This is a genomic window from Streptomyces sp. NPDC046909, assembly GCF_040644695.1.
Classification (GTDB): domain Bacteria; phylum Actinomycetota; class Actinomycetes; order Streptomycetales; family Streptomycetaceae; genus Streptomyces.
Genome location: NZ_JBEYXC010000002.1, coordinates 701,862 through 718,406, shown reverse-complemented (window position 1 = coordinate 718,406; position 16,545 = coordinate 701,862). Strand labels below are relative to the sequence as shown.

Below are 16,545 nucleotides of genomic sequence, written 5' to 3'. Positions count from 1 at the left end.
GGTCAGCCCGCCGCGCGGGCCGCCATCCGCGCCTTGCGCGCCGCCAGCTTCTCGTCGAACTTGAGGGCCTCGGCGTCCAGGCCGCCCATGAACAGGCCGAGTTCGTCCTGGGCCCGCTGTCCCTCGGGGCCGAGGCCGTCGATCTCCATGACCTTCAGGTGGCGCAGGACGGGCTGGAGGACGTCGTCGTGGTGGATGCGCATGTTGTAGACCTCGCCGATCGCCATCTGGGCGGCGAAGCGCTCGAAGCCGGGCATGCCGTGGCCGGGCATGCGGAAGTTGACGACGACGTCGCGCACCGCCTGCATGGTGAGGTCGGGGGCGAGTTCGAAGGCGGCCTTCAGCAGGTTGCGGTAGAAGACCATGTGGAGGTTCTCGTCGGTCGCGATGCGCGCCAGCATGCGGTCGCAGACCGGGTCGCCGGACTGGTGGCCGGTGTTGCGGTGCGAGATCCGGGTCGCGAGCTCCTGGAAGGCGACATAGGCGACCGAGTGCAGCATGGAGTGGCGGTTGTCGGACTCGAAGCCCTCCGACATGTGCTGCATACGGAACGCTTCCAGCTTGTCCGGGTCCACCGCGCGCGAGGCCAGCAGGTAGTCGCGCATCACGATGCCGTGCCGGCCCTCCTCGGCGGTCCAGCGGTGCACCCAGGTGCCCCAGGCGCCGTCGCGGCCGAAGAGGGAGGCGATCTCGTGGTGGTAGCTCGGCAGGTTGTCCTCGGTCAGCAGGTTCACGACCAGCGCGATCCGGCCGATCTCGGTGACCTTCGACTGCTCCTTGTCCCAGGCCTCGCCGTCCTCGAAGAAGCCGGGGAAGTTGCGGGCGTCGCTCCACGGCACGTACTCGTGCGGCATCCAGTCCTTGGCGACCTTGAGATGCCGGTTGAGCTCGGTCTCGACGACTTCCTCCAGCGCGTACAGCAGCTTGGCGTCGGTCCAGACGGCGGGGCTGCCGAGGTGAGGGGAAGTGATCGTCACGGGGACTCCAGGGGGACGCGTAACAAAGCGGGGAGACCGGCGAGCGGTGGCCGGATCCGATGCAACCTACGTGAGCGTAGGCTACGAAGCCGTAGGTTACGAGACCGTAGGTTAAGCGCGATGTAAAGATCCCTGATCAGCAGGTGTGCCAGGGGTATGCCGAAAAGCCCCAGGACCGCAGGTCCCAGGGCTGAACGGATGAATCGCGCACGCGGTCAGGCGTACAGGTCCCGCATCCGGACCGAGAGGCACGTCACACATCCTTCGAGCTTCTCGAACTCGCCGATGTCGACGACGACGGGATCGTGCCCGAGATCGGCGAGCAGTTCCGCCGTCTTGGGCGCGCTCGCCGAGATGAGCAGCTTGTGGCCGCCGAGCAGCACCACATGGCCGCCGGCCTCCTCCGGCACCGACAGGAAGCGCGGGAAGAGCGAGGGCCGGTCCACCTTCGGGATGTGCCCGACGACCGTCCCGTCGGGCAGCGCCGTCACCGCCGACTTCAGATGCAGCACCTTGCTCACCGGCACCGCGACGACCCGCGCCCCCAGCGGCTCGAAGGCGGCCCGCAGCTGCTGCACGCCGGCCGCGTTGGTACGGCCGCCACGGCCGACGTAGATCGTGTCGCCGACCTTCAGGACATCGCCGCCGTCGAGCGTGCCCGGCTCCCAGATCCAGTTCACCGAGCAGCCGAGCGAGGCCACCGCCTCCTCGACCCCGGCGGTCTCCCCGCGCCGGGCCTCGGCGCCGGGCCGGGTGATCAGCGCGACGTTCTTGTACATGACGACCGTGTCCTCGACGAACACGGAGTCCGGGCAGTCGTCGGCCGGGTCCACCTCGACGGTCTCCCAGCCGTGCGCGCGCAGGGTCTCGACGTACGCCTCCCACTGTTCGACCGCGAGATCGACATCGATCTTCTCGCGCTCGATGTGCGTCACCAGGCCTTCGGCGAGGCGCGGGCTGGGGCGGCGGACGAGGGCCTTCTTGCTGGGCACGAGGAACTCCGTAACGGCGGCAGGGGCGGCGCCCCGAGAAGGGGCGCAGCCGCCATCATGCAGGGCGCGCCCGCCCGCACAAAACCCTCGTTGCCAGGCTGTGGCCCTCCTGAGATACGCGGCGGTAACCAGGCCCGGCGCCCGGGAGCGGCTCTCCCGGGCGCCGGACCCGGCCATCGCGCCCGGTGCCGGGCCCGCGGATCACCCGATCTCGTCCGGCGTGATCTCCCGCAGCTCGCCGTCCAGCAGCAGCCAGCGGGTGACGCCGATCGACTCCAGGAACGGCACGTCGTGACTGGCCACGATCAACGCCCCCTCGTACGACTCCAGCGCCGTGGTGAGCTGCCGGACGCTCGCCATGTCGAGGTTGTTCGTCGGCTCGTCCAGCATCAGCAGCTGCGGCGCGGGCTCGGCCAGCATCAGCGCCGCCAGGGCCGCCCGGAAGCGCTCACCGCCGGACAACGTGGCCGCCGGCTGGTCGGCGCGGGCGCCCCGGAACAGGAAGCGGGCGAGCCGCGCCCGGATCCGGTTGTTGGTGGCGCCCGGCGCGAACCGGGCCACGTTCTCGGCGACCGACAGCTCACCGTCGAGCACGTCGAGGCGCTGCGGCAGGAAACGCAACGGCACATGCGCCGTCGCCTCGCCCGACACCGGCGCCAGCTCCCCGGCGATCGTCCGCAGCAGCGTCGTCTTGCCCGCGCCGTTGCGCCCGATCAGCGCGACCCGCTCCGGGCCCCGCAGATCGAAGCCGCCCTTCACCCGGGCCCCGTACGCCAGCTCCAGATCCATGAGCGTGAGGACGTCACGGCCCGGCGGCACGGCCGTGTACGGCAGGTCGACGCGGATCTCGTCGTCGTCCCGTACCGCCTCCACCGCGTCGTCGAGCCGCTCCTTGGCCTCGGCGAGCCGCTCCTCGTGCATGATCCGGTGCTTGCCCGCCGAGACCTGGGCCGCCCTCCTGCGCGCCCCCATGACGATCTTCGGCTCCCGCTTCTGCTCGAACATCTTCTGCCCGTACCGCTTGCGGCGGGCCAACTTGGTCTGCGCGTCGGTCAGTTCGCGCTTCTGCTTCTTCAGATCCGCCTCGGCGACCCGCACCATCCGCTCCGCCGCCTCCTGTTCGGTGGCGAGCGACTCCTCGTACGCGGAGAAGTTGCCGCCGTACCAGGAGATCTCCCCGGACCTCAGATCGGCGATCTGATCGACCAGGTCCAGGAGTTCACGGTCGTGGCTGACCACGACCATGACCCCGGGCCAGGACGCGACGGCCGCGTACAGCCGCCGGCGGGCGTACAGGTCCAGGTTGTTGGTCGGTTCGTCCAGCAGCAGTACGTCGGGTCGGCGCAGCAGCAGCGCGGCCAGCCGCAGCAGCACCGACTCGCCGCCGGACACCTCGCCGATCGTGCGGTCCAGCCCGATGTCGCCCAGGCCGAGTTCACCGAGCGTGGCGAGGGCGCGCTCCTCCACGTCCCAGTCGTCGCCGAGGGTCTCGAAGTGCGCCTCGGACGCGTCGCCCGCCTCGATGGCGTGCAGTGCGGCGCGCCGCGCGGCGATTCCGAGCACCTCGTCGACGCTGAGGCCGGTGTCGAGGGTGACGTTCTGCGGCAGGTACCCCACCTCGCCCGCGACGCGCACGGCGCCGTCGGTCGGGGTGAGTTCACCGGCGATCAGCTTCAACAGGGTGGATTTCCCTGACCCGTTGACGCCGACGAGGCCGGTCCGGCCGGGGCCGAAGGCGACATCCAGGTCCTCCAGGACGGGGGTGCCGTCGGACCAGGAGAAGGACAGGGACGTACAAGTGACGGAAGTAGACATACGGGCCTCGCGGTTGCTCGATGCGGCTGGGGGGCAAACGCGTATCGAGACACCTGCGACCAAGGGGGAGTCAGGCTCAGCGGGTACAGGGCATGAAAAAGGGCCCTGCACCGGAGGACGGCTCGACGCCGAGGTCGCACGCGGCGCACACACACGTGTGGTGTGTGACGCGGTGTCTCAAGACCTCAGAGGAGCAACGTCCTTCTCCGATCGACGGCAACAGAACCGTCGTCAACGGTAGGAGGGGGCACCGAGGCTGTCAACGAATTAACGTGAGACCCGACCGCACCTCAAGGAGGCCCCGTGCCCAACGGCCCGCTGTCGCTGCCGGCCCGGCTGTTCCTGCTGGCCTGGGACCCCGGGGGGAACGAGCTCACCTCCACCACCCACGCCCAGCACCTGGTCCGCGCCGGCGCCCTCGCCGAACTGGCCCGGCGCGGCCTCCTCGTCGACGACGACGGCATCGCCACCCCGGCCGACATGGACTCCCACACCGGCGACTCCGTCCTCGACGGCCTCCTGGAGCTGGTGCGCGAGTCCCGCCCGCACCACTGGCGCAGCTGGGTCCCGCTCCACGCGCGCGTGACGCTCGAAGCGGTACGGGAACAACTGGCCGCCGAGGGATACCTCCGGGCGGAGAAACGCCGGGTCCTCGGCGTCTTCCCGACGGTCGAGTACACCCTGGACCGTCCGGCCGTGGTGGCCGCACTCCGCGAGGAGGTCCGGCAGGTCCTGGAGGGGCCCGCGAACCCCGCGGAGATCTCGGACCGGGACGCCGCCGTCGCCGTACTGGCTGCCGCGGCCGACCTGCGCACCCTGGGCCCGCGCGGGGAGCGCTCCCGGCACAAGGAGCGACTGGAGGCACTGGTGGAGCGCAGCGCGACGGCGACGCCGCCGCTGCGGACGGTCGTACCGGAGCTGTGCGCGGCGCTGAGCACGGTGGTGGCGCCCACAGGGGGCTGAGGCGGCGGGCGGCGGGTCGGCCGGACCGTCGTACCAAGGCTGCGCTCACGCCGCCCCCGTACCTGCCTCCGGCGGCCCGACGTACCCGTCGGATTCCTGCCAGCCCCGCCCCACCGCCCACTGCTTGAGTGGACGCCATGACGAACCAGACCTCCCTCCGCGACCGCGCCCTCGCCTTCCACGCCCTGCACGTCCCGGGACGCCCGCTGGTCCTGCCGAACGCCTGGGACACCGCGAGCGCCCGCCTGGTCGAGGACGCCGGTGCCGCCGCCGTGGCGACCACCAGCGCCGGGCTCGCCTGGGCCCTCGGCGCGGCGGACGGCGACCGGGTGGAGCGCGACCGCGCGCTCGGCGTCGTGGCGGACATCGTGGCCGCCGTCGCCGTACCCGTCACCGCGGACATCGAGAGCGGTTACGCCGACGACCCCGAGGGCGTCGCCGCCACCGTCCGCGCGGTGCTCGCGGCGGGCGCGGTGGGCGTGAACATCGAGGACGCGCTGTACGAGAAGGGCACGGGCCCGTTGCGCCCCATCGGCGAGCAGTCCGAGCGCATCACCGCCGCCCGCGAGGCCGCTGACACGGAGGGCGTGCCGCTGTTCATCAACGCCCGCATCGACACCTTTCTGCGGGGCTCCGGAGACGTCGACCTGACTCTGGAACGCGCCGCCGCCTTCCGGTCCGCGGGCGCCGACGGCATCTTCGTCCCCGGGGCCGTCGACCCGGGAACGGTGAAACTGCTCGCAGACGGCGTCGACGGCCCCCTGAACATCCTGGTGGGCCCGGGCGCCCCGCCGATCCAGGACCTGGCAGCGCTGGGAGTCGCGCGCGTGAGCGCCGGTTCGAGCATCGCGCAGGCGGCACACGCACTGGTCCGGCAAGCGGCAAGGGACCTGCTGGAGCTGGGCACGTACGAGAAGCTGGAGGACGGCCTCGACCACAGCACCCTCAACACATTGCTGGGCACGGCACGGTAGACGCGCCCCAAAGGGGCGCGGGGAACTGCGCGACAAGCCACAACGAACCCGCAGACGCCGACGGTCGATCGTGGCACCCCGTTACGCGTCCCGCATGAGCTCGACGAGCTGCTGATCCAGGTCGAGCTGCAAATGCTCCAGCCCCACCGGCACCAACTCCCCAGTCGCCTGCAAGAACCGCCGCACCTCCCCGGTCCGCACATGCACCACCGCGGTCCCCTCCGGCGCATGGAACTCCAGCACAGTGCGGTCGTACCCGTACGGCCGCACCCGCACGTCCCCCTGCCCCTCGGAACTCTCCAGCCCCGCCGTCAGCAGCTCACGCGAGAAGGTCCAGCAGACCTCCACCCCCTCCAGCGTGGCCGGCGCGGGAAAGGTCATACGGACGGCGAACGGATCACGACGGTCGTAGCGCAGCTTCGCGGGAATGCTCGGCATCCGCGGCGCGGCGGCGACGAGACGGGCCTCAACGGGCTGCTCGATGACAGTGGACAACGCGTTGCTCCCTCGTGACGGCTGGACTGACTTCCGGGCGGATGAGGCCGGCATTGGAAGAGACGACGGAATCGGCCGATCCGTGTACACGAATGTCGAGTGACCTCGGTCACCGTTTTCCATGCACACGAGTGGCGCAGACCACCTTCCGTTCCCCGAAGGACACTTGTGGCGCCCCCCGCCCCGTCCGTGCCCCGCCCGACGGCGGTCTGGACGGCCACGGGCGCGTGGGCTAGCTTCGCCCGCCATGAGGCGCTTGGGGATCACGCGACGCAGGGGACACCAGGGACGTACGGGCAGACGGGCCGCGGCCGCGGGGGTGGCCTGCGCGGCGGCACTGGCCGCGCTGACCGCCGTACCCGCACAGGCGACGGGGACGGCGGGGACGACGACGGCGGGGACGACGACGGCGGAGACGACGACGGCGGAGACGGCGGGGTCACCAGGGCCGGCGCACCACGCGCCGCACTGGGAGCTCAAGGACAGCGGCACCCCGGACGTACGGTTCCGAGGCCTGTCCGCCGTCAGCCGGACCACCGCCTGGGTCTCCGGCACCCAGGGCACCGTGCTGCGCACCACGGACGGCGGCGCGACCTGGCGGAACGTCTCTCCGCCGGGCACCACGGACCTCCAGTTCCGGGACATCGAGGCGTTCGACGCGCGGCGGGCCGTCGTCCTGGCCATCGGCGAGGGCGAGGCGTCCCGCGTGTACCGCACCGACGACGGCGGGGTCACCTGGACCGAGTCCTTCCGCAACACCGACGCGCGGGCCTTCTACGACTGCATGACCTTCTTCGACCGCACGCACGGACTGGCGATGAGCGACCCGGTGGACGGGAAGTTCCGCATCCTGTCGACGAGTGACGGCGGCCGTTCGTGGAAGGTGCTGCCGAACGAGGGCATGCCCGCCGCGCTGGACGGTGAGGCCGGGTTCGCGGCGAGCGGGCAGTGCCTGGTGAGCTCGGGTCCGAAGGACGTGTGGCTGGCCACCGGCGGAGCGGCACGCGCACGCGTGCTGCACTCTTCCGACCGCGGCCGCACCTGGACCGCCACGGACACCCCGATCCCGGCCGGCGACCCCGCCAAGGGCGTCTTCGCGCTCGCCTTCCGCGACCGCACCCACGGCCTCGCCGTCGGCGGCGACTACCGCGCCGACCAGGCGTCCCCGCAGGCCGGCGCCGTGACCCGGGACGGCGGCCGCACCTGGCGGCCCTCGGCCACTCCGCCGCCCGCCTACCGCTCGGGCGTCGCCTGGCTGCCGTACAGCCGTACCGCGGCCCTCGCCGTGGGACCCACAGGCACCGACCTCACGACCGACGGCGGGCGCACCTGGAGCACGGTCGACACGGGCTCGTACGACACCGTCGACTGCACCCCCGACCTCGGCTGCTGGGCGGCCGGCGAGAAGGGGCGCGTGGCGCGGCTGGAGAGCTGATCCGGAATGTGGGTACCCGGTCGCCGAGTGCGGAAGGAGTGAGCCCCCATGCCACGTGGTTCGAGCCCGAAGAGGGAACGCCAGTACGAGCACATCAAGCAGAGCGCGAAGGACCGGGGCGAGAGCACCGCGCGGGCCGAGGAGATCGCCGCGCGGACCGTCAACAAGGAACGCGCCCGCTCCGGGGAGTCGAAGACCGCGAGCCGCACCTCGACCCAGGACATGTCGTCCGGGAAGAGGGGCGGTCAGCGGTCCGGCAAGGGCTCCCAGGGCCCGACCTACGACCAGCTCTACGAGGAGGCCAAGCGCCGCAACATCAGCGGGCGTTCGGACATGAACAAGAGCCAGCTCCAGCGCGCGCTGGGCGGCAAGTGAGGCTTCAGGAGAGCGACTCGCGGTACCGGTCCAGCTCCGGCGCGGTCTTCGTCGCCGCGAACTCGGTGACGCGGTAGGCGCAGACGCCGGCCGTGACGAACGGGTCGGTCGCGGCGATCGCCTCGATCCGCGCGCGGTCCTCCGCGACGGCCAGGATCACCCCGCCGTCGCGGGGGTTCTTGCGCCCCGAGGCGAGGAACACGCCCTGGGCGTACTGCTCGTCGAGCCACGCCACATGGGCCGCGAGGGCGGCGTCGACCTGATCGAGCGGGGCGGTGTAGGTCAGCTCCAGTACGAACATGATCGCGAGCCTACGCCGACGTACGCTCATGGCCATCATGAAGACCGTGAGCATTCCCGCGGGCTGGCCCGCGACCGAGGAGCAAGCCCGCGCGGTCCAGGACGAGTTGCGGACGAAGGTGGTGCTCGACGAGCCGGGCCCGCCGCCCGGCACGGGGCACGTGACCGGCGTGGACGTGGCCTACGACGACGAGCGGGACGTCGTGGCGGCCGCGGCGGTGGTGCTGGACGCGGCGACCCTCGACGTCGTGGCCGAGGCGACGGCGGTCGGCCGGATCTCCTTCCCGTACGTGCCCGGCCTGCTGGCCTTCCGTGAGATCCCCACGGTCATGGCCGCGTTGGACGCCCTGCCGTGCCCGCCCGGCCTGGTCGTCTGCGACGGCTACGGCCTCGCCCACCCCCGCCGCTTCGGCCTCGCGAGCCACCTGGGCGTCCTCACCGGGCTCCCCACGATCGGCGTCGCCAAGAACCCCTTCACCTTCACGTACGACGATCCCGGCGCCCCGCGCGGGAGCGCCTCGCCGCTGCTCGCGGGCACCGAGGAGGTCGGCCGCGCCCTGCGCACCCGCGAGGCCGTCAGGCCGGTCTTCGTCTCCGTCGGCCACCGCGTGAGCCTCGACAACGCCTGCGCCCACACCATGGCGTTGACCCCGGTGTTCCGCCTCCCGGAGACGACTCGGCGGGCGGACGCGCTGTGCCGGAAGGCGCTCAAGGAGGCGACGCGGGACACCGTCTGAGTACGCGAACTGAGTATCCGTACGGATGTGGACGCCCCGTCGTGATCGGCAGGCTGTGCCCCATGACGACGCACCGCATGACGACGCAGCGCATGCCCCGCCACCGCTCCCCGCAGCCCCTCGCCGACCCCCACCGTCCCGTCGAGCGCGCCGTGCTGGCCGCGCTCTTCCTGGCCGTGCTCGCGGGGCTGGCGTGGATCTGCGGGATGATCTACACCGTCGCGACCTGGCCCTTCTAGGGCGACCTGGCCCTTCTGGGGCGCGGTCAGCGGCTCTTGGCCACCCGGAAGACGATCCCCGCGCGCCGCAGCCGTTCGATCAGCGCGTCGCCCATGGCCACCGCCGTGGTGACCTGACCGGAGGTCGGGGGGAGGTCGTCGAAGGCGAGGGACAGGGCCGACTCGGCGAAGATCTTCGCCGTCTCGTCGTAGCCCGGGTCGCCGCCCGCGACCTCGGTGAAGACCTGGCGGCCGCCGCCCTCGCCGACGAAGCGGACCTTGAACCAGCTCTTGGCGCGCTTCTCGGCGCTCGGACCGTCCCCGGGCTTGAGCCGGTCCGACAACCAGCGCCGCGCGGGCGGCAGTTGGGCCGCCGCGAACAGCGCGCCCGCGGCCGCGACCCCGCCGACGGCGATCGGCAGCCGGCGTACGGCCGCGTAGTGGCGGTAGCGGAAGTCGGGGCCGTAACGTTCCAGCGCCCGGGCCGAGCGTCCCACGATCTGCGCGTCGATGGTCGGCAGCGGCAGCGCCCACGCGTCGACCTCCCCGACGTACCGCGGCGCGCCGTTCGGTGTGGACGCCCGGCGTCCCACCAGGCGCGGCTCGTGCCGTCCGCGGTCCCGCGCGGCGGCGATCATCTGCCGGCCGCGCGCGAACTGGTTCAGCGCCGAGGCGAAGGTGCCGCCCGAGAAGGTCGCGTCCACCGTCACGAACCCGTCCACCCTGAGGGGCACGCCCTCCGGCAGCTGCCGGACCGTGAAGTAGGCGCCGAGGTCGTGCGGCACCGAGTCGAACCCGCACGCGTGCACCAGCCGCGCACCCGTCTCACGCGCGCGTGCGTCGTGCCGGACGTACATCCGGTCCACGAACTCCGGCTCACCGCTGAGGTCGAGATAGTCCGCCCCCGTCTCCGCGCAGGCGGCGACCAGCTCCTCGCCGTAGGTCACATAGGGGCCCACCGTCGTGGCCACCACGCGCCCGTGCTCGGCGAGCGCCCGCAGCGACGCCGGATCGGCCACGTCCGCCCGCAGCACCCCGATCTCCGCGCCGCCCGGCAGCCGCTCCCGCAGCGCGTGGAGCTTCTCCTCGCTGCGCCCGGCGATCGCCCAGCGCAGCCCCTCGGGCGCGTGCGCGGCGAGGTACTCCGCGGTGAGCATCCCCACGAAACCCGTGGCTCCGAAGAGCACGATGTCGTACGGACGGTCCGCCCTGTTCAGCCTGCTCATGACACCCCTCGGTTCCGCACCACGCGCCGTTGTCGGTGGCCGAGGCTAGCGTGAGGGGTGCGGAGCCGCCCTCGCGGGGCAGGGCGAACGGTGATTGTCCAAGCGCTTGCTCGTTCGGTCTTGTGCCGAGTGGAACAGGTTCTTAGCATCACTGGTGTTACATCGGTTGTGTCACGCCAATGGGGGCTGGATGACAACGGCAACGACGCCGGGGCAGGGACCGCTGACCGGAGTGCGCGTACTCGAACTGGCCGGCATCGGACCGGGCCCGTTCGCCGCCATGCTCCTCGCCGACCTGGGTGCCGACGTCGTGCGCGTCGACCGGCCGGGCGGGCCGGGCCTCGCCATCAACCCCGGCTTCGACGTCACCAACCGCAACAAGCGCTCGGTGATCATCGATCTGAAGGCCCCGGACGGCGCCGCCCGCGTCCTCGACCTCGCCGCCCGCGCCGACATCCTCATCGAGGGCTACCGCCCCGGCGTCGCCGAACGCCTCGGCATCGGCCCCGAGGCCTGCCACGCCCGCAACCCGCGGCTCGTCTACGGCCGCATGACCGGCTGGGGGCAGGACGGCCCCCTCGCCCAGCGCGCCGGCCACGACATCGCGTACATCGCCCTCACCGGCACCCTCGGCATGATCGGCAGCCCCGGCGAACCCCCGCCCGCCCCCGCCAACCTCCTCGGCGACTACGCGGGCGGCTCGCTCTACCTCGTCGTCGGTGTCCTCGCCGCCCTCCACCACGCGCGCGCCACCGGCGCCGGACAGGTCGTTGACGCCGCCATCGTCGACGGCACCGCCCACCTCTCCGCGATGATCCACGGCATGCTCGCCGCCGGCGGCTGGCAGGACCGGCGCGGCGCCAACCTTCTGGACGGCGGCTGCCCGTACTACGGCACCTACGAGACGGCCGACGGCGGCTACATGGCGGTCGGGCCCCTGGAGCCGCAGTTCTACGCCGAGTTCGTACGCCTGCTCGACCTGGCGGAGCATGCCGAGGCCCGTAAGGACTGGACCCGCTGGGGCGAACTGCGCGAGGCCGTCGCCGCCCGCTTCAAGTCCCGTACGCGCGAGGAGTGGACGACCGTCTTCGACGGCACGGACGCGTGCGTGGCCCCCGTGCTGTCGCTGCGCGAGGCCCCGCACCACCCCCACCTCGCCGCCCGCGGCACCTTCACCGACCACGCCGGCCTCACCCAGCCCGCCCCCGCCCCCCGCTTCTCCGCCACCCCGACCGCCGTACGCACCGGCCCCGCACAACCCGGCGCGCACACCGAGGCCGTGGCGCACGACTGGGACGTACCCGACCTCCTGAAGGGCCCCGAAACGCGATGAAGCGGCAGATCTTCGCCCCCGAGCACGACGCGTTCCGCGAGACGGTGCGCGCCTTCCTGGCCAGGGAAGTGCTGCCCTACTACGAGCAGTGGGAGAAGGACGGCATCGTCTCCCGTGACGCCTGGCGCGCGGCCGGCAAGCAGGGCCTGCTCGGGCTCGCCGTGGCCGAGGAGTACGGGGGCGGCGGCACCGCCGACTTCCGCTACAGCGCGGTCCTCGCCGAGGAGTTCACGCGCGCGGGCGCGCCCGGACTCGCGCTCGGCCTGCACAACGACATCATCGGCCCGTATCTGACCGGCCTGGCCACCGAGGAGCAGCGGCGGCGCTGGCTGCCCGGCTTCTGCGACGGCACGCTGATCACGGCCATCGCCATGACCGAGCCCGGCGCCGGATCCGACCTCCAGGGCATCCGCACGCACGCCGAGGACCGCGGCGACCACTGGGTCCTCAACGGCTCCAAGACCTTCATCTCCAACGGGATCCTCGCCGACCTGGTGATCGTCGTCGCGAAGACGACCCCGGAAGGCGGCGCGCACGGCCTGTCCCTCCTCGTCGTCGAGCGCGGCATGGCGGGCTTCGAGCGCGGCCGCAACCTCGACAAGATCGGCCAGAAGGCGCAGGACACGGCCGAGTTGTTCTTCCACGACGTGCGCGTGCCCAAGGAGAACCTCCTGGGCCGGCTCAACGGCGCCTTCGTGCACCTGATGACGAACCTCGCGCAGGAGCGGCTGAGCATCGCCGTCTCCGCGATCGCCGCCGCCGAACACCTCCTGGAGATCACCACCGAGTACGTCAAGGAACGCGAGGCGTTCGGGCGGCCGCTCGCCACCAAGCAGCACATCCGGTTCGAGGTGGCGGAGATGGCCACCGAGTGCGCCGTCACCCGCACGTTCCTCGACCGCTGCGTCGAGGATCACTCGAACGGGGAACTCGACGCCGTCCACGCCTCCATGGCCAAGTGGTGGGCCACCGAGCTCCAGAAGCGCGTCGCCGACCGGTGTCTGCAACTGCACGGCGGCTACGGCTACATGAGCGAATATCCCGTCGCCCGGGCCTTCACCGACGGCCGCATCCAGACCATCTACGGCGGCACGACCGAGATCATGAAGGAGATCATCGGCCGTTCCCTGCTGGGCTGACCCTCACCCTCGACCACCCCCGAAAGGCCTCCTCGTGAGCACCGAAGCGTATGTGTACGACGCGATCCGCACCCCGCGCGGCCGCGGCAAGGCGAACGGCGCCCTGCACGGCACCAAGCCCATCGACCTGGTCGTCGGACTCATCCACGAGATCCGCAGCCGCTTCCCGGGCCTCGACCCGGCCGCGATCGACGACATCGTCCTCGGCGTGGTCGGCCCGGTCGGCGACCAGGGCTCCGACATCGCCCGGATCGCCGCCGTGGCCGCCGGACTCCCGGACACGGTCGCGGGCGTGCAGGAGAACCGCTTCTGTGCCTCGGGCCTGGAGGCCGTCAACATGGCCGCCGCCAAGGTCCGTTCCGGCTGGGAGGACCTCGTCCTCGCGGGCGGCGTCGAGTCCATGTCGCGCGTGCCGATGGCCTCGGACGGCGGCGCCTGGTTCAACGACCCGATGACCAACCTGAACGTCAACTTCGTGCCGCAGGGCATCGGCGCCGACCTCATCGCCACCATCGAGGGCTTCTCCCGCCGGGACGTCGACGAGTACGCGGCGCTGTCGCAGGAGCGAGCGGCGACGGCCTGGAAGGAGGGCCGCTTCGACCGTTCCGTCGTCCCGGTGAGGGACCGCGCCGGTCTGACCGTCCTCGACCACGACGAGCACCTGCGCCCCGGCACCACCGCCGACTCGCTCGCCAAGCTCAAGCCGTCCTTCGCGGACATCGGCGACCTGGGCGGCTTCGACGCCGTCGCGCTCCAGACGTACCACTGGGTCGAGAAGATCGACCACGTCCACCACGCGGGCAACTCCTCCGGCATCGTCGACGGCGCCTCGCTGGTCGCCATCGGCTCCAAGGAGGTCGGCGAGCGCTACGGCCTCACCCCGCGCGCGCGGATCGTCTCCGCGGCCGTCTCCGGCTCCGAGCCGACCATCATGCTCACCGGCCCCGCCCCCGCCACCCGCAAGGCCCTCGCGAAGGCCGGGCTGAGCATCGACGACATCGACCTGGTCGAGATCAACGAGGCGTTCGCGGCGGTCGTCCTGCGCTTCGTGCAGGACATGGGCCTGTCCCTGGACAAGGTCAACGTCAACGGCGGCGCCATCGCCCTCGGCCACCCGCTCGGCGCGACCGGCGCGATGATTCTCGGCTCGCTCGTCGACGAACTGGAGCGCCAGGACAAGCGCTACGGCCTCGCCACGCTCTGCGTGGGCGGCGGCATGGGCATCGCCACCATCGTCGAGCGCATCTGACCCCCCTCCCGACGGATACGACGGATCACACGGAGCACCTCCACATGAGCACTCAGTCCACCACCATCCGCTGGGAACAGGACCGCGAAGGCGTCGTCACCCTCGTCCTCGACGACCCCGACCAGTCCGCGAACACCATGAACCAGGCGTTCCGCGACTCCCTCGCGCACGTCACCGACCGCCTGGAGGCCGAGAAGGACTCCATCCGCGGCATCATCCTCACCTCCGCCAAGAAGACCTTCTTCGCCGGCGGCGACCTGCGCGACCTCATCCGGGTCACGCCGGAGACCGCGCAGGAGCTGTTCGACGGCGGCCTCGCCATCAAGCGCGACCTGCGCCGCATCGAGACCCTCGGCAAGCCGGTCGTCGCGGCGATGAACGGCGCGGCCCTGGGCGGCGGTTACGAGATCGCCCTGGCCTGCCACCACCGCGTCGCCCTCGACGCTCCGGGCTCGAAGATCGGCTGCCCGGAGGTCACCCTCGGCCTGCTGCCGGGCGGTGGCGGCGTCGCCCGTACGGTCCGCCTCCTCGGCATCGCCGACGCGCTGCTGAAGGTGCTGCTCCAGGGCACCCAGTACACCCCGCAGCGCGCCCTCCAGAACGGCCTGATCCACGAGGTCGCCGCCACCCAGGAGGAGCTCCTCGCCAAGGCCCGCGCGTTCATCGAGGCCAACCCCGAGTCGCGGCAGCCCTGGGACAAGCCCGGCTACCGCATCCCCGGCGGCACCCCCGCCAACCCCAAGTTCGCGGCCAACCTGCCCGCCTTCCCCGCCACCCTGCGCAAGCAGACCAACGGCGCCCCCTACCCGGCCCCGCGCAACATCCTCGCCGCCGCCGTCGAGGGCGCCCAGGTCGACTTCGAGACCGCGCAGGTCATCGAGGCGCGCTACTTCGTGGAGCTGGCCGCAGGGCAGATCTCCAAGAACATGATCCAGGCGTTCTTCTTCGACCTCCAGGCCGTCAACTCCGGCGCCAACCGCCCCAAGGGCATCGCACCGCGCCAGGTCCGCAAGGTCGCCGTCCTGGGCGCCGGGATGATGGGTGCGGGCATCGCCTACTCGTGCGCCCGCGCGGGCATCGACGTCGTCCTGAAGGACGTGTCGGCGGAAGCGGCGGCCAAGGGCAAGGCGTACTCCGAGAAGCTGTGCGCGAAGGCGGTCTCCCGAGGCCGTACGAGCCAGGAGAAGGCGGACGCCCTGCTGGCCCGCATCACGCCGACCGCCGACCCCGCCGACGTCGCGGGCTGCGACGCGGTCATCGAGGCCGTCTTCGAGAACCCCGAACTCAAGCACAAGGTCTTCCAGGAGATCCAGCACCTCGTCGAGCCGGACGCGCTGCTGTGCTCGAACACCTCGACCCTCCCGATCACCGCGCTGGCGGAGGGCGTCGAGCGTCAGACGGACTTCATCGGTCTGCACTTCTTCTCGCCGGTCGACAAGATGCCGCTCGTCGAGATCATCAAGGGCGAGCGGACGGGGGAGGAGGCCCTCGCGCGCGCCTTCGACTTGGTCCGGCAGATCAAGAAGACCCCGATCGTCGTCAACGACTCGCGCGGCTTCTTCACCTCCCGCGTGATCGGCCACTTCATCAACGAGGGCGTCGCCATGGTCGGCGAGGGCATCGAGCCCGCGTCGGTCGAGCAGGCGGCGGCGCAGGCCGGCTACCCGGCGAAGGTCCTCTCCCTGATGGACGAACTGACGCTGACCCTCCCGCGCAAGATCCGCAACGAGTCCAAGCGGGCCGTCGAGGAGGCGGGCGGCGTGTGGCCCACGCACCCCGCGGAGGCCGTCATCGACCGCATGGTCGACGAGTTCGGCCGGACGGGCCGCAGCGGCGGAGCGGGCTTCTACGACTACGACGAGACCGGCAAGCGCGCGGGCCTGTGGCCGGGCCTGCGCGAGCACTTCACGCGCGCGGGCGCCGAGATCCCGTTCAAGGACATGCAGGAACGCATGCTCTTCTCCGAGGCCCTCGACACCGTCAAGCTCCTGGAGGAAGGCGTCCTGACCTCCGTCGCCGACGCCAACATCGGCTCCGTCTTCGGCATCGGCTTCCCGGGCTGGACCGGCGGCGTCCTCCAGTACATCAACGGCTACGAGGGTGGCCTCCCCGGTTTCGTGGCACGCGCGCGTGAGCTCGCCGAGCGGTACGGGGAGCGGTTCACGCCGCCCGCGCTGCTGGTGGAGAAGGCGGAGAAGGGGGAGACGTTCACCGACGGACGCTGACGACGCCGGCCGACACCCGGTGACGTACCGCTGAGCGACACGTCACGCTTGCTCCTCGGGGGACGGTGCCCCGACGCTGACCTGCGAACCGG

16 protein-coding genes are annotated in these 16,545 nt (G+C 71.7%); 10 read left to right on the top strand and 6 right to left on the bottom strand.

Features of this window, described 5'->3' with window-relative positions; all coding sequences use genetic code 11:
• Positions 1-2: 2 nt before the first annotated feature.
• The 3 genes from ABZ928_RS07510 to ABZ928_RS07500 form a co-directional block, all read right to left on the bottom strand.
• On the bottom strand, positions 3-977 hold the full coding sequence (locus ABZ928_RS07510; RefSeq protein WP_361515741.1) for an acyl-ACP desaturase: 975 nt from the start codon (positions 975-977) through the stop codon (positions 3-5).
• Between the two features lie 215 nt (positions 978-1,192).
• The gene (gene ddaH, locus ABZ928_RS07505; RefSeq protein WP_361515739.1) at positions 1,193-1,969 is read right to left on the bottom strand and encodes a dimethylargininase; all 777 of its coding nucleotides are present in this window, start codon (positions 1,967-1,969) and stop codon (positions 1,193-1,195) included.
• Between the two features lie 201 nt (positions 1,970-2,170).
• Positions 2,171-3,784: an ABC-F family ATP-binding cassette domain-containing protein gene (locus tag ABZ928_RS07500; RefSeq protein WP_361515737.1), complete on the bottom strand. Its 1,614-nt coding sequence runs from the start codon at positions 3,782-3,784 to the stop codon at positions 2,171-2,173.
• Positions 3,785-4,087: 303 nt separating this feature from the next.
• Here ABZ928_RS07500 and ABZ928_RS07495 point away from each other — a divergent pair, with 303 nt between their 5' ends.
• A complete protein-coding gene (locus ABZ928_RS07495; protein ID WP_361515735.1) occupies positions 4,088-4,747 on the top strand; it encodes a GPP34 family phosphoprotein in 660 nt (219 codons plus the stop codon).
• Between the two features lie 137 nt (positions 4,748-4,884).
• On the top strand, positions 4,885-5,721 hold the full coding sequence (locus ABZ928_RS07490) for an isocitrate lyase/phosphoenolpyruvate mutase family protein (RefSeq protein WP_361515733.1): 837 nt from the start codon (positions 4,885-4,887) through the stop codon (positions 5,719-5,721).
• Between the two features lie 81 nt (positions 5,722-5,802).
• Here the strand turns inward: ABZ928_RS07490 and ABZ928_RS07485 are convergent, their stop codons facing one another.
• On the bottom strand, positions 5,803-6,216 hold the full coding sequence (locus ABZ928_RS07485; protein ID WP_361515731.1) for an SsgA family sporulation/cell division regulator: 414 nt from the start codon (positions 6,214-6,216) through the stop codon (positions 5,803-5,805).
• 247 nt (positions 6,217-6,463) lie between these two features.
• On the opposite strand from ABZ928_RS07485, the gene ABZ928_RS07480 reads away from it, so the two are divergent.
• Both ABZ928_RS07480 and ABZ928_RS07475 read left to right on the top strand, forming a co-directional pair.
• A complete protein-coding gene (locus ABZ928_RS07480) occupies positions 6,464-7,651 on the top strand; it encodes an oxidoreductase (protein WP_361515729.1) in 1,188 nt (395 codons plus the stop codon).
• A gap of 48 nt (positions 7,652-7,699) precedes the next feature.
• Positions 7,700-8,026, top strand: a complete 327-nt coding sequence (locus ABZ928_RS07475) for a plasmid stabilization protein (RefSeq protein WP_361515728.1) — start codon at positions 7,700-7,702, stop codon at positions 8,024-8,026.
• A gap of 4 nt (positions 8,027-8,030) precedes the next feature.
• Here ABZ928_RS07475 and ABZ928_RS07470 read toward each other — a convergent pair whose 3' ends face one another.
• The gene (locus ABZ928_RS07470) at positions 8,031-8,327 is read right to left on the bottom strand and encodes a YciI family protein (RefSeq protein WP_361515726.1); all 297 of its coding nucleotides are present in this window, start codon (positions 8,325-8,327) and stop codon (positions 8,031-8,033) included.
• Between the two features lie 37 nt (positions 8,328-8,364).
• Between ABZ928_RS07470 and ABZ928_RS07465 the strand changes: the two genes are divergently transcribed.
• Positions 8,365-9,063 carry an endonuclease V gene (locus tag ABZ928_RS07465; protein WP_361515724.1) on the top strand — a complete coding sequence of 233 codons (699 nt, stop codon included), beginning with the start codon at positions 8,365-8,367 and terminating at the stop codon, positions 9,061-9,063.
• Positions 9,064-9,125: 62 nt separating this feature from the next.
• Positions 9,126-9,302: a hypothetical protein gene (locus ABZ928_RS07460; RefSeq protein ID WP_361516174.1), complete on the top strand. Its 177-nt coding sequence runs from the start codon at positions 9,126-9,128 to the stop codon at positions 9,300-9,302.
• Between the two features lie 26 nt (positions 9,303-9,328).
• Here ABZ928_RS07460 and ABZ928_RS07455 read toward each other — a convergent pair whose 3' ends face one another.
• Positions 9,329-10,507: a saccharopine dehydrogenase NADP-binding domain-containing protein gene (locus tag ABZ928_RS07455; RefSeq protein WP_361515722.1), complete on the bottom strand. Its 1,179-nt coding sequence runs from the start codon at positions 10,505-10,507 to the stop codon at positions 9,329-9,331.
• Positions 10,508-10,697: 190 nt separating this feature from the next.
• On the opposite strand from ABZ928_RS07455, the gene ABZ928_RS07450 reads away from it, so the two are divergent.
• The 4 genes from ABZ928_RS07450 to ABZ928_RS07435 are packed head-to-tail and all read left to right on the top strand — an operon-like array spanning position 10,698 to position 16,453.
• A complete protein-coding gene (locus ABZ928_RS07450) occupies positions 10,698-11,840 on the top strand; it encodes a CaiB/BaiF CoA-transferase family protein (RefSeq protein WP_361515720.1) in 1,143 nt (380 codons plus the stop codon).
• Positions 11,837-12,979: an acyl-CoA dehydrogenase family protein gene (locus ABZ928_RS07445; protein ID WP_361515718.1), complete on the top strand. Its 1,143-nt coding sequence runs from the start codon at positions 11,837-11,839 to the stop codon at positions 12,977-12,979. Before ABZ928_RS07450 ends, ABZ928_RS07445 begins: the two co-directional genes overlap by 4 nt.
• Positions 12,980-13,013: 34 nt before the next feature.
• A complete protein-coding gene (locus ABZ928_RS07440; protein ID WP_361515716.1) occupies positions 13,014-14,228 on the top strand; it encodes an acetyl-CoA C-acetyltransferase in 1,215 nt (404 codons plus the stop codon).
• Positions 14,229-14,272: 44 nt separating this feature from the next.
• Entirely contained in the window at positions 14,273-16,453 is a 2,181-nt protein-coding gene (locus tag ABZ928_RS07435) for a 3-hydroxyacyl-CoA dehydrogenase NAD-binding domain-containing protein (RefSeq protein ID WP_361515714.1), read from the top strand.
• Positions 16,454-16,545: the final 92 nt, after the last annotated feature.

What these genes read in the sequence shown, in the direction of transcription:
- ABZ928_RS07470 (WP_361515726.1), bottom strand. Translation starts at nt 8,327, where the DNA reads ATGTTCGTACTGGAGCTGACCTACACCGCCCCGCTCGATCAGGTCGAC.
- ABZ928_RS07465 (WP_361515724.1), top strand. Translation starts at nt 8,365, where the DNA reads ATGAAGACCGTGAGCATTCCCGCGGGCTGGCCCGCGACCGAGGAGCAA.
- ABZ928_RS07480 (WP_361515729.1), top strand. Translation starts at nt 6,464, where the DNA reads ATGAGGCGCTTGGGGATCACGCGACGCAGGGGACACCAGGGACGTACG.
- ABZ928_RS07435 (WP_361515714.1), top strand. Translation starts at nt 14,273, where the DNA reads ATGAGCACTCAGTCCACCACCATCCGCTGGGAACAGGACCGCGAAGGC.
- ABZ928_RS07475 (WP_361515728.1), top strand. Translation starts at nt 7,700, where the DNA reads ATGCCACGTGGTTCGAGCCCGAAGAGGGAACGCCAGTACGAGCACATC.
- ABZ928_RS07450 (WP_361515720.1), top strand. Translation starts at nt 10,698, where the DNA reads ATGACAACGGCAACGACGCCGGGGCAGGGACCGCTGACCGGAGTGCGC.
- ABZ928_RS07445 (WP_361515718.1), top strand. Translation starts at nt 11,837, where the DNA reads ATGAAGCGGCAGATCTTCGCCCCCGAGCACGACGCGTTCCGCGAGACG.
- ABZ928_RS07490 (WP_361515733.1), top strand. Translation starts at nt 4,885, where the DNA reads ATGACGAACCAGACCTCCCTCCGCGACCGCGCCCTCGCCTTCCACGCC.
- ABZ928_RS07500 (WP_361515737.1), bottom strand. Translation starts at nt 3,784, where the DNA reads ATGTCTACTTCCGTCACTTGTACGTCCCTGTCCTTCTCCTGGTCCGAC.
- ABZ928_RS07460 (WP_361516174.1), top strand. Translation starts at nt 9,126, where the DNA reads ATGACGACGCACCGCATGACGACGCAGCGCATGCCCCGCCACCGCTCC.
- ABZ928_RS07455 (WP_361515722.1), bottom strand. Translation starts at nt 10,507, where the DNA reads ATGAGCAGGCTGAACAGGGCGGACCGTCCGTACGACATCGTGCTCTTC.